Annotated in this window: 12 protein-coding genes, 2 tRNA genes and 1 pseudogene; all 15 read left to right on the forward strand. The window is 40.0% G+C overall.

All coding sequences use genetic code 11. The features are described 5' to 3' along the window. The first annotated feature begins 51 nt into the window (after positions 1-51). The 15 genes and pseudogenes from parE (at position 52) to Q4443_RS01020 (ending at position 14,836) form a co-directional block, all read left to right on the forward strand. Entirely contained in the window at positions 52-2,001 is a 1,950-nt protein-coding gene (gene parE / locus Q4443_RS00950) for a DNA topoisomerase IV subunit B (RefSeq protein ID WP_000037296.1), read from the forward strand. Between the two features lie 18 nt (positions 2,002-2,019). After that, positions 2,020-3,237 carry an AbiH family protein gene (locus Q4443_RS00955; RefSeq protein WP_235098494.1) on the forward strand — a complete coding sequence of 406 codons (1,218 nt, stop codon included), beginning with the start codon at positions 2,020-2,022 and terminating at the stop codon, positions 3,235-3,237. 219 nt (positions 3,238-3,456) lie between these two features. Further along, a pseudogene (fic, locus tag Q4443_RS00960) lies at positions 3,457-4,057 on the forward strand (protein adenylyltransferase Fic). An 82-nt stretch (positions 4,058-4,139) separates the two neighbouring features. After that, complete coding sequence (locus Q4443_RS00965; RefSeq protein WP_235098734.1) at positions 4,140-4,652, forward strand: hypothetical protein; 513 nt, start codon at positions 4,140-4,142, stop codon at positions 4,650-4,652. Between the two features lie 89 nt (positions 4,653-4,741). Next, the gene (locus Q4443_RS00970; RefSeq protein WP_303407837.1) at positions 4,742-5,278 is read left to right on the forward strand and encodes a GNAT family N-acetyltransferase; all 537 of its coding nucleotides are present in this window, start codon (positions 4,742-4,744) and stop codon (positions 5,276-5,278) included. A 16-nt stretch (positions 5,279-5,294) separates the two neighbouring features. Further along, positions 5,295-6,107 carry an aminoglycoside 6-adenylyltransferase gene (locus tag Q4443_RS00975; RefSeq protein ID WP_303407838.1) on the forward strand — a complete coding sequence of 271 codons (813 nt, stop codon included), beginning with the start codon at positions 5,295-5,297 and terminating at the stop codon, positions 6,105-6,107. A gap of 717 nt (positions 6,108-6,824) precedes the next feature. Next, entirely contained in the window at positions 6,825-9,305 is a 2,481-nt protein-coding gene (parC, locus tag Q4443_RS00980; RefSeq protein WP_084945151.1) for a DNA topoisomerase IV subunit A, read from the forward strand. A 130-nt stretch (positions 9,306-9,435) separates the two neighbouring features. Beyond that, positions 9,436-10,458 (forward strand): branched-chain amino acid aminotransferase, encoded by a 1,023-nt coding sequence (locus Q4443_RS00985; protein ID WP_303407839.1) that lies wholly within the window; start codon positions 9,436-9,438, stop codon positions 10,456-10,458. Positions 10,459-10,570: 112 nt separating this feature from the next. Beyond that, on the forward strand, positions 10,571-10,801 hold the full coding sequence (locus Q4443_RS00990; RefSeq protein ID WP_000037105.1) for a DUF2969 domain-containing protein: 231 nt from the start codon (positions 10,571-10,573) through the stop codon (positions 10,799-10,801). A gap of 49 nt (positions 10,802-10,850) precedes the next feature. Next, positions 10,851-10,931: transfer RNA gene (locus tag Q4443_RS00995), tRNA-Tyr, on the forward strand. A gap of 8 nt (positions 10,932-10,939) precedes the next feature. Then, a tRNA-Gln gene (locus Q4443_RS01000) sits at positions 10,940-11,011 on the forward strand. A 162-nt stretch (positions 11,012-11,173) separates the two neighbouring features. Continuing rightward, positions 11,174-12,376 (forward strand): 30S ribosomal protein S1, encoded by a 1,203-nt coding sequence (gene rpsA, locus Q4443_RS01005; RefSeq protein WP_303407840.1) that lies wholly within the window; start codon positions 11,174-11,176, stop codon positions 12,374-12,376. Positions 12,377-12,458: 82 nt separating this feature from the next. Beyond that, on the forward strand, positions 12,459-12,956 hold the full coding sequence (locus tag Q4443_RS01010; protein WP_303407841.1) for a GAF domain-containing protein: 498 nt from the start codon (positions 12,459-12,461) through the stop codon (positions 12,954-12,956). After that, positions 12,956-14,614, forward strand: coding sequence for a DNA polymerase III subunit gamma/tau (gene dnaX, locus Q4443_RS01015; protein WP_303407842.1), 1,659 nt, complete (start codon positions 12,956-12,958; stop codon positions 14,612-14,614). The genes Q4443_RS01010 and dnaX overlap by 1 nt, the downstream gene beginning before the upstream one ends. Positions 14,615-14,641: 27 nt before the next feature. Next, positions 14,642-14,836: a DUF3272 family protein gene (locus tag Q4443_RS01020; RefSeq protein WP_000198269.1), complete on the forward strand. Its 195-nt coding sequence runs from the start codon at positions 14,642-14,644 to the stop codon at positions 14,834-14,836. Positions 14,837-14,928 lie beyond the last annotated feature (92 nt).

Consider the following 14,928-nt stretch of genomic DNA (forward strand, 5'->3'; position numbering starts at 1 on the left):
ATCGCTAGAAAACCTGTAAAATAGAAAAGATGAACAAATAGGAGGTTCCTTGTGTCAAAAAAGGAAATCAATATTAATAACTACAATGATGACGCCATTCAGGTGCTAGAAGGGTTGGATGCGGTCCGTAAACGTCCAGGGATGTATATTGGATCGACCGACGGTGCTGGTCTCCATCATCTAGTCTGGGAAATCGTGGACAATGCAGTAGATGAAGCCTTGTCTGGATTTGGTGATCGCATTGATGTGACGATTAATAAAGACGGAAGTCTAACGGTTCAAGACCATGGTCGAGGGATGCCGACTGGGATGCACGCCATGGGAATTCCAACTGTTGAAGTTATCTTTACCATTCTCCACGCTGGAGGAAAATTCGGTCAAGGTGGTTATAAGACATCTGGTGGTCTCCACGGGGTGGGGTCCTCAGTCGTTAATGCCCTATCAAGCTGGTTAGAAGTTGAAATTACTCGTGACGGTACAGTCTACAAGCAACGTTTTGAAAATGGCGGAAAACCTGTTACAACCTTGAAGAAAATTGGTACAGCACCCAAGTCTAAGACAGGTACCAAGGTTACCTTCATGCCTGACGCGACGATCTTTTCTACAACTGATTTCAAGTACAATACCATTTCAGAACGACTCAATGAGTCAGCCTTTCTCTTAAAAAATGTTACCTTGTCTTTGACAGATAAGCGAACAGATGAAGCAATCGAATTTCATTATGAGAACGGGGTACAAGACTTTGTTTCTTACCTCAATGAAGACAAGGAAACCTTGACGCCAGTCCTATACTTTGAAGGCGAAGACAATGGTTTCCAAGTGGAAGTCGCCCTCCAGTACAATGATGGTTTTTCAGATAATATTCTATCCTTTGTCAATAACGTTCGTACGAAAGATGGTGGAACGCATGAGACAGGACTTAAGTCTGCCATTACCAAGGTTATGAATGACTATGCACGTAAGACGGGTCTTCTCAAAGAAAAGGATAAAAACCTTGAAGGTTCAGATTATCGCGAGGGACTAGCAGCTGTTCTTTCTATTCTAGTTCCGGAAGAACACCTCCAGTTTGAAGGTCAGACCAAGGATAAACTAGGGAGTCCTCTGGCTCGTCCAGTTGTGGATGGGATTGTGGCTGATAAGTTGACCTTCTTTCTTATGGAAAATGGTGAACTGGCTTCCAATCTCATCCGCAAGGCTATTAAGGCACGTGATGCCCGTGAAGCAGCACGTAAGGCGCGTGATGAGAGCCGAAATGGCAAGAAGAATAAGAAAGACAAGGGCTTGCTTTCTGGTAAATTAACCCCAGCTCAGTCTAAAAATCCAGCTAAGAATGAACTCTATCTAGTCGAGGGTGACTCTGCCGGTGGTTCTGCCAAACAAGGTCGTGACCGCAAGTTCCAGGCTATCTTACCTCTTCGTGGTAAGGTGATTAATACAGCCAAGGCTAAGATGGCGGATATCCTCAAAAATGAAGAAATTAATACCATGATTTATACCATTGGTGCGGGTGTGGGTGCAGACTTCTCCATTGAAGATGCCAACTATGACAAGATCATTATCATGACCGATGCGGACACCGATGGTGCCCATATCCAGACCTTGCTCTTGACATTTTTCTATCGTTACATGCGTCCGCTAGTTGAGGCAGGCCATGTCTATATTGCCCTTCCGCCTCTTTACAAGATGTCCAAAGGCAAAGGCAAGAAAGAAGAAGTAGCTTATGCTTGGACAGACGGAGAACTAGAAGAACTCCGCAAGCAGTTTGGTAAAGGCGCAACACTCCAACGATATAAAGGTCTTGGTGAGATGAACGCGGACCAACTCTGGGAAACAACCATGAATCCAGAAACTCGAACCCTCATTCGTGTCACCATCGAAGACTTAGCACGCGCAGAACGTCGTGTCAATGTCCTCATGGGAGACAAGGTCGAACCACGCCGTAAATGGATTGAGGATAATGTTAAATTTACGCTGGAAGAGAGTGGGGAGATGGTGTTTTGAAAGGATGATAAAGAAAATATGGGCTATAATATTTATACAAATCAAGAATTTAAAAAATTGGCTAATGATGGACAAATTAATATCATGGCTTTCTTTGGAAATGGTGTAGATATTCAGTTAATGGAATATCTTGAATCTCCATATCGGACTTCTTATCAAAATTTCTATAATTATCTTTGCTATAAGAATTTTGACAAAGATAATATGATCTTTCAAAAAATGACTGAGGATAAGAAAGATAATGAAAGAGATCCCAATATCAAGCAAAATTGGAGTGACTTTGAGAATAGCTTAATTGAGATTTTTAATCAACCTGGCTGGCTGAAAATAGAGAAATTGACTAAAGATTTCACTCAATTTCAAATCGAGTTCTCAAATTTTTTAAATGAAATAATTACTCCTAATATGCTTGCTAGGTTAGGGAATGATAGCACAGAAAAAGGAATTGCTCTTAATTCTTTTACCCGTTTTTTAGGTGATTTAGATTTTATAAATTTCAATAAATTGTCTTTTCCTCGTAAAAGCAAACTTTATTCTTTATTTAACTGGGAAATTTTAAATTTCAACTATACTTCGATGTTGGATAATATCTTATTGCTAGATAAAGGACAATTTGATCCGCATCCCCATAAGTTTGCAGATAGGCAGATTCTATTTTATCCAAATCCTAAAGATAGAGCAAATAAGTTAGAAGAGTTTATTGATTGTAAAAATGGAGAATTGATAGAAGGTTATGTTCCTAATCCACATCTAAATAAAGACACTAAATACTCCAGTTATTTAATGATCAATATCACCCATCCTCATGGTTATCAGAATGTTCCGAAATCAATGTTATTTGGATTTGACAATAAGGAACAAATAACAAATGAAAATAAAAGATCTTTAGCAAAGAATTTTTTAAAGCCCTATTGGGCTCAGAATGATAGAAAATATAAATCATATTTCAATAATACTGATTTGTTTATACTATACGGTTTATCACTCGGTGATAGTGACTTTTGGTGGTGGAATAATATTCTTAACTCACTTTTGGAGACAGATTCTGAATTGATTATTTATAATTACAATAGCAATAATGAATCTGATAGTGACACAATTAATAGATTTATTAATGTGGCAACCAACGAGAAACTGGATGATGAGAAACTAGATAAGCTTTATAAGAAAATTGCTATAGTTCAGTATAATTCTGAAACAAAGCTAAATGCGTTCAAATTGGATTATTTGGATTGAATCTATGCTTTTCCAGATAAGAAGCAGTATGCTGATCTCCGTGATCATCTCAACGCTATCCGTAGTCGCTGTAAAAAATTAACACCAAAGAAAAGCAAGCAAGAAGCAGTAGGTGAGGAAAAGTAGCTTTCTTCTGAAGAAGTCTCTCACAGATAGACGAGTTTTTGCAACATAAGGCGAAGTTTTGAAGTTCTAAAAAGAATAGAAATGGGAACAAACATGGTATTGGAAAATAAACTAGGCATTACAAACTCAGCCCAGTTGGCAGATGCAGAAGAAAAACTGACAAAAAATAAGCCGCCCTTCTTTTTCAGACAGGAGCTTTGTTTAAGATGGAAGTTGGTACTTTTGCAGGGCTGTCTGCTATTCACCGTTATCTCTTTTCCAGCATCTATGATTTCGCTGGAAAGATCCGTGATGTCAATAGTGCAAAGGATAACTTTCAATTTGCCCCCGTATTTTTTTAGAACAATCCTTACAGTATATTGATAAACTTCCTCATGACAATTTTGATCAAGTGGTTGATAAGTGTGCGGATATGAATATTGCCCATCCTTTCCGTAAGGGGAATGGGCGCGCCATGCGGATTTGGCTAGATTGTATGCTTCGTGAGAAGCTGGGTAAAGTGGTAGATTGGAACGCCATTGATAAGGATGAATACCTGAATGCCATGAAGCGTAGTGCAGTGTCGACTGGAGAACTCAAGTATCTCCTCTTGAATAATCAAACTGAAGACCTCACTCAGGCCTGTTTCTTTAAGGGTGTGGATGCTTCATATTATTACGAAGGACACAGACTTTACCAGACAAGGGAGTTATGAAGTTCAAGTAAAGGTGACGATCATCTTTTGTATGTAAACAATCGCTAAAACTATTGGAGGTGCGGTATTGATTACGTTATTAATGTTGCCTTTTTTCCTTGTTCTCCTAGCCATTTTTGGAATTATATATGATTTAATTACTAATAAAGGTAGAAAAGAGTGTGCTCGCACAGTATCCTTGTTTATATTGAACATCCTCACTATTGCTATCTGTCTATTAGATCTACCAATGGAAAGTAAACCATACTCAGGAATAGGGTTTATCTTATTTTATGCACTTGCTTTCACTCCTTTGATGATTGTTTTCTCACTATATACCCTCTATAGAATTGGAAAACATTATAGGTATTTTAAGAGTAAGTTTGCTATAACACTTTTATTCAATGCTATTTTGCTTTTCCTTCTTTCATTAGTAAATACTTTTGTATTATGGAGAAGCTTTAAAATATATCATAGAAACGATATGAATTTGTTATATTTTATTTTAATCGTTTTGGGGATTTGTTCAACTATCCAATTGATAGTAGGCGAACTTGAGAAGAAAAGAATACGAGACATCCAAAAACAAGAGGAGCTAGATAGTTATGAAAAATAACTCTATAAAAGATATGTGTAGACAACATAGAAGTGAAGCGCAAATGCAGAGGAGTTGTGAGGTAAGAAAGTTTGCAGAGGAGTGTTTAGATGACTATTCTTGAAACAGACCGTCTCATTATACGGGACTTGCAAGAATCTGATTTGCCGACTTTGATCGCTATGAATCAGGATCCGGAGGTCATGCAGTATTTCCCAAAGCCGTATAGTCAAGCGGAGTCCTTGCGGCTTTATCAGGGCATTCAAGATGAAGTTAAGGCTTATGGATACAGTCTTTGGGCTGTTGAAGAAAAGGATAGTCAGGAGTTTGTCGGCTTGGTAGGTCTGCACCATTCGGATTTACGGATTTTTGCTGGAAAAGAAGTTGTAGAAATCGGCTGGCGTCTGCGAAAAGAGTTTTGGAATCGTGGTTATGCGACGGAGGCTGCCCAAGCCTGTCTAGACTTCGCTTTCCAGCAAGCTGGCTTATCAGAAGTTTACTCTTTTACATCCTTACTCAATCAACTTTCGCAAAAAGTCATGCAAAAACTGAGCATGGAATTTGTCAAAGAATTTAATAATGAAAAAGTTCCAGCAGACAGTCCGCTTTATAGACATGTCCTCTATAGAATCAAGAGTTTCCACTAAAAAGGCAGGTATTCCCATGAGAACTGAAACCGAGATGTTTGATGTGATTTTGCAAACCGCAAAAGTGCTACAGGTTGATGCAGTCGCCATGTCTGGTTCACGGACAAATCCAAAAGCACCAAAAGACGAGTTTCAAGACTATGATGTTGTTTATGTCGTGGACGACTTAGATAATCTGACGAGTGACCTTTCTTGGTTAGACCAGTTTGGCACTCGTATCATTGAGCAGCATAATGTCCTAGGCAACCGTCGACTTTATCTGATGCTATTTGAAGATAGAAATCGGATTGATTTGACCCTCTGTCCTACTGAGTATATTCAAGAGTGGGTGAATAGTGAAGCAGGGTTCACCGTTTTAGAAGATAAGAAGGGTTTATTTGAACCCTACTTTCCAAGTCCTCAACGTTTTTGGACAAGCCCAGCTAGTGCGATTGATTTTGAAAAAGCTTGTAATGAATTTTGGTGGGTGTCAGCCTACGTGGTTAAAGGGATTTGTCGCAAGCAAGCCATCTATGCTACTGACCATCTCTACGGGATTTGTCAGCAAGAGTTGTTAAAAGTCTTTGCTTGGCAGGTCGCAAGTGATAGGGGAGAGGTCGATATTGGCAAGAACTACAAGTATCTTTTTCAGTATTTACCTGCAGAGAAGGAGAAGGAATTCTCAAATCTGCTTGATTTTTCAAGTGTAGAGAAACTTACTCAGTCATTGTTTGCTACGATGCAACTTTTCCACAGAGAAGCTCAAATCCTTGCTCAAAAGATAGGCTTTGCCTATGATAAGGAAGTGGCGAAGAAGATGATTAAGTATGCTGAGGAGAGGTTGAACTAGTATGTTAGATTATGTATTTGCTACATTTTTTATGGGATTCCCAGGAGTACAAATTTTAGTATTGGTGTCCTCTATATTTCTAGCTATCAAAAGAAATAAGTTACATAAAAGGGTGTATGGATTATTTTTCCCGATTATTATAACGATGTGTAATATTTGGCTTATTTCAATAGATCGTACAGAGCTTTTTGATGATGCTTTAAGATTTTCTTTCTTTCTAATTTCTTTTTGTTTACCTATGCTTATTTCTTCCACACTCTATCACTCAATACGCTTATATTATTTATACAAATCAATCAAGTGGAGAGTCTCCCTATAAGTTTCTGTTATTTATTCGGTTTAATTTTTCATTATCTTAATACAATGCATTGGGAGGAGCTATTTCGAGGGCAAAAGTTTATGTTTAATATCTTGCTGATATCAACTGCTATAGTTTCTTATTTACCTTGTCAATATTTGTACACACTTCAAAGAAGAAAGAATAATCCATAGGAAATAGTTGCCTTTGCTTAATCTAAATAAGTGTTTGTGAATGACTTAAATAGTATCTAAAAATATTTTTCTTAATACCAATTTTAATGTAAAAACCACTCTACATTCTTTGAAAGGAGTTGAACACGCCCTAAATGCTGTGTGAAAAAGATAAATTCTCTTGTGAGCATCGCTCACTGCAATAATTTCCTATTTTCACTTTGCATTTTACGGGCTTAGTATCCTATGTCTAACATTCAAAACATGTCCCTTGAGGACATCATGGGAGAGCGCTTTGGTCGCTACTCCAAGTATATCATTCAAGACCGGGCTTTGCCAGACATTCGGGATGGATTGAAGCCGGTTCAGCGCCGTATTCTTTATTCGATGAATAAAGATGGCAATACTTTTGACAAGAGCTACCGTAAATCGGCCAAGTCAGTCGGTAACATCATGGGGAATTTTCACCCACACGGGGATTCTTCTATCTATGATGCTATGGTTCGTATGTCTCAGGACTGGAAAAACCGTGAGATTCTAGTTGAAATGCACGGTAATAACGGTTCTATGGACGGAGATCCGCCTGCGGCTATGCGTTATACCGAGGCTCGTTTGTCTGAGATTGCTGGTTATCTTCTTCAAGATATCGAAAAGAAGACAGTTCCCTTTGCTTGGAACTTTGACGATACCGAGAAAGAACCGACGGTTTTGCCAGCAGCATTTCCAAACCTCTTGGTCAATGGTTCGACTGGGATTTCGGCTGGTTATGCTACAGACATTCCTCCCCATAATTTAGCTGAGGTTATTGATGCGACGGTTTACATGATTGACCACCCAACAGCCAAGGTGGACAAACTCATGGAATTCTTGCCTGGGCCAGACTTCCCTACAGGGGCTATCATCCAAGGACGTGATGAAATCAAGAAGGCCTATAAAACCGGGAAAGGGCGCGTAGTTGTTCGTTCCAAGACGGAGATTGAAAAGCTAAAAGGTGGTAAGGAACAAATCGTTATCACTGAAATTCCTTATGAAATCAATAAGGCTAATCTAGTCAAGAAAATCGATGATGTTCGTGTCAATAACAAGGTAGCTGGTATTGCTGAGGTTCGTGATGAGTCTGACCGTGACGGTCTTCGTATTGCTATTGAACTCAAGAAAGATGCTAATACCGAGCTGGTTCTTAACTATCTCTTCAAGTACACAGACCTGCAAATCAATTACAACTTCAACATGGTAGCGATTGATAATTTCACGCCTCGTCAGGTCGGGATTGTTCCAATCTTGTCTAGCTACATCGCCCACCGTCGTGAAGTGATTTTGGCACGTTCCCGCTTTGATAAGGAAAAGGCTGAGAAACGTCTGCATATCGTTGAAGGTTTGATTCGCGTGATTTCGATTTTGGACGAAGTCATTGCCCTTATTCGTGCTTCTGAGAATAAGGCTGACGCCAAGGAAAACCTAAAGGTTAGCTATGATTTTACAGAAGAGCAGGCTGAGGCCATCGTAACCTTGCAACTGTATCGTTTGACCAATACAGACGTAGTTGTCTTGCAGGAAGAAGAAGCAGAACTTCGCGAAAAAATTGCTATGCTTGCTGCTATCATCGGTGATGAACGGACTATGTACAATCTCATGAAGAAAGAGCTTCGTGAGGTTAAGAAGAAATTTGCGACTCCACGTTTGAGTGCTTTAGAAGATACAGCAAACGTAATTGAGATTGATACAGCGAGCCTCATCGCAGAGGAAGATACTTATGTCAGCGTAACCAAGGCAGGCTATATCAAGCGTACTAGCCCACGTTCCTTTGCAGCTTCTACGCTGGAAGAAATTGGCAAACGTGATGATGATCGTCTGATCTTTGTGCAAACTGCCAAGACAACCCAGCACCTCTTGATGTTCACTACTCTTGGAAATGTCATTTATCGACCAATCCATGAATTGGCAGATATTCGTTGGAAGGATATCGGAGAGCATCTGAGCCAGACCATTACAAACTTTGAAACTAACGAAGAAATCCTCTATGCAGAAGTAGTGGATCAGTTTGATGATGCGACAACTTATTTTGCAGCGACTCGCCTTGGTCAAATCAAGCGTGTAGAACGCAAAGAGTTCTCTCCATGGCGGACCTACAAGTCTAAATCTGTCAAGTACGCTAAACTTAAAGACGAGACAGACCAGATTGTAGCAGTGGCTCCAATTAAACTAGATGATGTTCTCTTGGTTAGTCAAAATGGTTATGCCCTTCGTTTCAATATCGAAGAGGTTCCCGTTGTCGGTGCCAAGGCTGCAGGTGTCAAGGCCATAAACCTGAAAGCAGAAGACGAGCTTCAAGCTGCCTTTATCTGCAACACCTCATCCTTCTACCTCTTGACTCAACGTGGTAGCTTGAAACGTGTCTCTTGTGAGGAAATTCCGGCGACCAGCCGTGCCAAACGAGGCCTACAAGTCTTGCGTGAGTTGAAAAACAAACCGCATCGTGTCTTCTTGGCAGGAGCAGTTGCAGAGCAAGGTTTCGTTGGTGATCTCTTTAGTACAGAAGTAGAAGAAAACGACCAAACGTTACTTGTTCAATCTAACAAGGGAACAATCTATGAGAGTCGATTGCAAGACCTCAACTTGTCAGAACGTACTAGCAACGGAAGCTTTATCTCAGACACGATTTCAGATGAGGAAGTTTTCGATGCTTACCTCAAAGAAGTCTTTAAAGAGGATAAAGCGAGTTCGTAAAAAGAATCAGTCCAGAGGGCTGATTTCTTTATGTTGAAAAAATTTTCAGAAAATTACAAATAATACTTGAAATTTTACTAGAAAAGTGTAGAATAGAACACATAGTTTGATTAGTATAAAGGAGAAACACATGACAGTTGCAATTGATTGGGAAAATCTTGGCTTTGCTTATATGAAATTACCTTACCGTTATATCGCTCATTTCAAAAATGGACAATGGGATCAAGGGGGATTAACAGAGGACTCGACTCTTCATATTTCAGAGTCTTCTCCAAGTCTCCACTATGGACAGCAAGCATTTGAGGGATTGAAAGCCTATCGTACCAAGGACGGCAGTGTTCAATTGTTCCGTCCTGACGAAAATGCCAAGCGTTTGCAACGTACTTGTGACCGTCTTTTGATGCCACAAGTTCCAACAGAAATGTTTGTAGAAGCTTGTAAAGCAGTTGTGCGTGCAAATGAAGAATACGTCCCACCATATGGAACAGGTGGAACCCTTTATCTTCGTCCGCTATTGATTGGTGTTGGGGATATTATTGGGGTAAAACCAGCAGAAGAGTATATTTTCACCATCTTTGCTATGCCGGTTGGTAACTATTTTAAAGGTGGTTTAGTTCCAACCAACTTCTTGATTCAGGATGAATACGACCGTGCAGCTCCGAATGGTACAGGTGCGGCCAAGGTAGGTGGAAACTATGCTGCTAGTCTCCTTCCAGGTAAGATGGCCAAGTCACGCCAATTTTCAGATGTTATCTACCTAGACCCATCTACACATACAAAGATTGAAGAAGTCGGATCAGCCAACTTCTTTGGAATCACGGCAGACAATGAATTTGTTACGCCATTGAGTCCATCTATCTTACCATCTATTACCAAGTATTCTTTGCTTTACTTGGCAGAACATCGCTTGGGCTTGACTCCGATTGAAGGTGATGTCCCAATCGATAATTTGGAGCGTTTTGTAGAGGCAGGTGCTTGTGGAACAGCAGCGGTTATTTCGCCAATTGGAGGCATCCAACATGGTGATGATTTCCATGTTTTCTATAGTGAAACAGAAGTAGGTCCTGTTACACGTAAACTCTATGATGAATTGACTGGTATCCAATTTGGTGATGTGGAAGCACCAGAGGGATGGATTGTCAAAGTGGACTAAAAGATATGAAATAAAGAAGAGCTCCATAGCAGTTGTAATAGCTGAAATGGAGTTTTTTCTTGCTAGTTTTAGCTTTTTCTTGTACAATAGAAAAAGTGAAAAGAGGTACAGTATGAGTAAAAAAGATAAGAAAATTGAAATCCAATTAACAGATGCAAAAGTGACTGTTGGAAAAGACAGCTATGAAGGATACGTTTTGACGATCGGGAAAAAGGTCATTGGAGAAATTGCCGAATTAGATAACCAATTTGCCATCATAAAGAATGGAAATGTCGATAGTTTTTATAAAAAACTTGAAAAAGCTGTGGAAATTTTGATTGAAAACTATAATTTGACAAAATAATACTTGTTTTATTGAAAATTTCATGATATAATAGTTCTCGTTAAACATTGGAGAGATAGCGAAGAGGCTAAACGCGGCGGACTGTAAATCCGCTCCTTCGGGTTCGGGGGTTCGAATCCCTCTCTCTCCATTTATCAATGGGGTATAGCCAAGCGGTAAGGCAAGGGACTTTGACTCCCTCATGCGTTGGTTCGAATCCAGCTACCCCAGTTCTTAGGTAATAAATTCAAGATAAAAAGAAAAATATCTTAGGGTATTTTATTTTTATAATTGAAAGACGTGAACGATATGAACATGTCTTTGCGGGTGCTTAGGAAAAAAATTATAAGTATGTCAAGTTTGGAAAAACTTGATTGTTGGAGGATTTTTTAGATGAACGAATTTGAAGATTTGCTAAATAGCGTTAGCCAAGTTGAGCCTGGTGATGTTGTTAGTGCTGAAGTATTGACAGTTGATGCGACTCAAGCTAACGTTGCAATCTCTGGGACTGGTGTTGAAGGTGTCTTGACTCTTCGCGAATTGACAAACGATCGCGATGCAGATATCAATGACTTTGTGAAAGTAGGAGAAGTATTGGATGTTCTTGTACTTCGTCAAGTAGTTGGTAAAGATACTGATACAGTTACATACCTTGTATCTAAAAAACGCCTTGAAGCTCGCAAAGCATGGGACAAACTTGTAGGACGCGAAGAAGAAGTTGTTACTGTTAAAGGAACTCGTGCCGTTAAAGGTGGACTTGCAGTAGAATTTGAAGGTGTTCGTGGATTTATCCCAGCTTCAATGTTGGATACTCGTTTCGTACGTAACACTGAGCGTTTCGTAGGCCAAGAATTTGATGCTAAAATCAAAGAAGTTGATCCTAAAGAAAACCGTTTCATCCTTTCACGTCGTGAAGTTGTTGAAGCAGCTACTGCAGCAGCTCGTGCTGAAGTATTCGGTAAATTGGCTGTTGGTGATGTCGTAACTGGTAAAGTTGCTCGTATCACTAGCTTTGGTGCTTTCATCGACCTTGGTGGAGTTGATGGATTGGTTCACTTGACTGAATTGTCACACGAACGTAACGTATCACCTAAATCAGTTGTAACTGTTGGTGAAGAAATCGAAGTGAAGATCCTTGATCTTAACGAAGAAGAAGGACGCGTATCACTTTCACTTAAAGCAACAACACCTGGACCATGGGATGGCGTTGAGCAAAAATTGGCTAAAGGTGATGTAGTAGAAGGAACAGTTAAACGTTTGACTGACTTCGGTGCATTTGTTGAAGTGTTGCCAGGTATCGATGGACTTGTTCACGTATCACAAATTTCACACAAACGTATTGAAAATCCAAAAGAAGCTCTTACTGTTGGTCAAGAAGTTACTGTTAAAGTCCTTGATGTTAACGCTGACGCAGAACGTGTATCACTTTCTATCAAAGCTCTTGAAGAACGTCCAGCTCAAGAACAAGGACAAAAAGAAGAAAAACGTGCTGCTCGTCCACGTCGTCCAAAACGTCAAGAAAAACGTGATTTCGAACTTCCAGAAACACAAACAGGATTCTCAATGGCTGACTTGTTCGGTGATATCGAACTTTAATCAAATTGGTAATCACAAAATCCTTTGTTTAAAACAAGGGATTTTTCTTTTGTCTCTTTCCCATTTTTGATATAATAGTTCTATGTTAGATTCAGAAAAACAATCACAATATCAATTGTTAAATGAGGAACTCTCCTATTTACTTGAAGGTGAGAGCAATGTTCTTGCCAATCTTTCGAATGCTAGTGCCCTCCTAAAATCTCGCTTTCCCAATACTGTATTTGCAGGGTTTTATCTGTTTGATGGTAGCGAGTTGGTTTTAGGGCCTTTTCAGGGTGGTGTTTCTTGTATTCGCATTCCGCTTGGAAAAGGCGTGTGTGGAGAAGCTGCTGATTTTCAAGAGACTGTTTTGGTTGGCGATGTGAGCACCTATCCAAACTACATTTCTTGTGATAGTATGGCCAAGAGTGAAATCGTGGTTCCCATGCTCAAGAATGGTCGATTACTGGGTGTCTTAGACCTGGATTCTTCAGTTATTGATGATTACAATGCCGTTGACCGTGATTACTTGGAACAATTTGTCGCTATTTTGCTTGAGAAGACAGAATGGGACTTTACAATGTTTGAGGAGAAAGCCTAATGTATCAAGCACTTTATCGAAAATATAGAAGCCAGACTTTTTCACAATTGGTCGGGCAAGAGGTTGTGGCTAAAACCCTAAAACAAGCGGTCGAGCAGGAAAAGATTAGTCATGCCTATCTTTTCTCGGGTCCTCGTGGAACTGGTAAAACCAGTGTGGCCAAGATTTTTGCCAAGGCTATGAACTGTCCGAACCAAGTGGACGGAGAACCATGTAATAACTGCTATATCTGTCAGGCTGTGACAGAAGGTAGCTTAGAAGATGTTATCGAAATGGATGCGGCTTCGAATAATGGAGTCGATGAAATCCGTGAAATTCGTGATAAATCCACCTATGCTCCTAGTTTGGCACGTTATAAGGTCTATATCATAGACGAGGTTCATATGCTGTCTACAGGAGCTTTTAATGCGCTTTTGAAGACGCTAGAAGAACCGACTCAAAATGTTGTCTTTATCTTGGCGACCACCGAATTGCATAAGATTCCAGCAACTATTTTATCGCGTGTCCAACGTTTTGAGTTTAAATCGATTAGAACGCAAGATATCACGGCACATATTCATAATATTTTAGAAAAAGAAAATATCAGTTCTGAACCAGAGGCTGTGGAAATCATTGCTAGACGAGCTGAAGGTGGGATGCGGGATGCCTTGTCTATTCTGGACCAAGCCTTGAGTTTGACTCAAGGGAATGCTTTAACTACAGCTATCTCTGAGGAGATTACAGGCACCATTAGTCTATCAGCACTTGATGACTATGTAGCTGCCTTATCTCAGCAGGATGTTCCAAAAGCGCTTGATTCTTTGAATCTTTTGTTTGAAAATGGCAAGAGCATGACTCGTTTTGTGACGGACCTCTTGCAGTATTTGCGGGATCTATTAGTTGTTCAGACAGGTGGCGAAAATACTCATCATAGTCCAGTTTTTATGGACAATCTAGCTCTTTCTCAGGAAAGCCTCTTTGAAATGATTCGAATAGCGACTGTGAGTTTGGCGGATATGAAAGCTAGCCTGCAACCTAAGATTTATGCTGAGATGATGACTATTCGTTTAGCGGAGATTAAGCCTGAACCAGTGCTTTCAGGAGCTGTCGAAAGTGAAATTTCTGCACTGAGACAGGAAGTAGTTCGTCTCAAGCAAGAACTTGCCAATGTTGGAGCAGCTCCTAAACAAGTAGTGCCAGTCCCTAGCCGTCCAGCCACTTCCAAGACAGTATATCGAGTAGACCGTAATAAGGTTCAGGCTATCCTACAAGAAGCTGTTGAACATCCTGATTTGGCACGGCAAAACTTGATTCGCCTCCAGAATGCATGGGGAGAAGTGATCGAAAGCTTAGCTGGTCCTGATAAGGCTCTGCTTGTTGGTTCTCAACCAGTTGCGGCCAACGAACACCATGCTATTTTAGCTTTTGAATCTAATTTCAATGCAGGGCAAACCATGAAACGGGATAACCTCAATACCATGTTTGGCAATATTCTTAGCCAAGCGGCTGGATTTTCACCTGAAATCCTGGCAATTTCCCTTGAGGAATGGAAAGAGGTTCGTGCAGCATTTTCAGCTAGAAACAAGTCTTCTCAAGCTGATCAAGAGGCGGAAGAAGAAAGCCTAATTCCAGAAGGATTTGAATTTCTGGCTGATAAAGTCATGGTCGAAGAAGACTAAAAGTGGATTTCATGGTACAATAATTCTATGACTAGACAACAATTTATCGTGATAGCACTATTTACTGCTGCTGAGACTTATTTTTTCAATGAAGCTTGGATGACGGGTCGCTATTTCATGGCAGCATTTTGGGCTATTCTACTTTTTCGAAATTTTAGGTTAAGTTATGTAATGGGGAAAATAGTAGATGCTATTGATCAGCACCTAAACCGCAAGGATTAGTCACTAGCTTCTAAACAAAATCAAAGCCTTTTAGGCTTTTTTTTGTTATACTAGTAGAGTATATTTATGGACCTTTTCTTTTATTTTTAGAG

Source organism: Streptococcus sp. GP0011 (genome assembly GCF_030546305.1).
Classification (GTDB): Bacteria; Bacillota; Bacilli; order Lactobacillales; family Streptococcaceae; genus Streptococcus.

Coding starts and splice junctions, on each gene's coding strand:
- Q4443_RS00975 (WP_303407838.1), top strand. CDS start 5,295: ATGAGAACTGAAACCGAGATGTTTGATGTGATTTTGCAAACCGCAAAA.
- Q4443_RS00985 (WP_303407839.1), top strand. CDS start 9,436: ATGACAGTTGCAATTGATTGGGAAAATCTTGGCTTTGCTTATATGAAA.
- rpsA (WP_303407840.1), top strand. CDS start 11,174: ATGAACGAATTTGAAGATTTGCTAAATAGCGTTAGCCAAGTTGAGCCT.
- Q4443_RS00965 (WP_235098734.1), top strand. CDS start 4,140: ATGTTGCCTTTTTTCCTTGTTCTCCTAGCCATTTTTGGAATTATATAT.
- Q4443_RS01010 (WP_303407841.1), top strand. CDS start 12,459: ATGTTAGATTCAGAAAAACAATCACAATATCAATTGTTAAATGAGGAA.
- parC (WP_084945151.1), top strand. CDS start 6,825: ATGTCTAACATTCAAAACATGTCCCTTGAGGACATCATGGGAGAGCGC.
- Q4443_RS00955 (WP_235098494.1), top strand. CDS start 2,020: ATGGGCTATAATATTTATACAAATCAAGAATTTAAAAAATTGGCTAAT.
- Q4443_RS00970 (WP_303407837.1), top strand. CDS start 4,742: ATGACTATTCTTGAAACAGACCGTCTCATTATACGGGACTTGCAAGAA.
- dnaX (WP_303407842.1), top strand. CDS start 12,956: ATGTATCAAGCACTTTATCGAAAATATAGAAGCCAGACTTTTTCACAA.
- Q4443_RS01020 (WP_000198269.1), top strand. CDS start 14,642: ATGACTAGACAACAATTTATCGTGATAGCACTATTTACTGCTGCTGAG.
- Q4443_RS00990 (WP_000037105.1), top strand. CDS start 10,571: ATGAGTAAAAAAGATAAGAAAATTGAAATCCAATTAACAGATGCAAAA.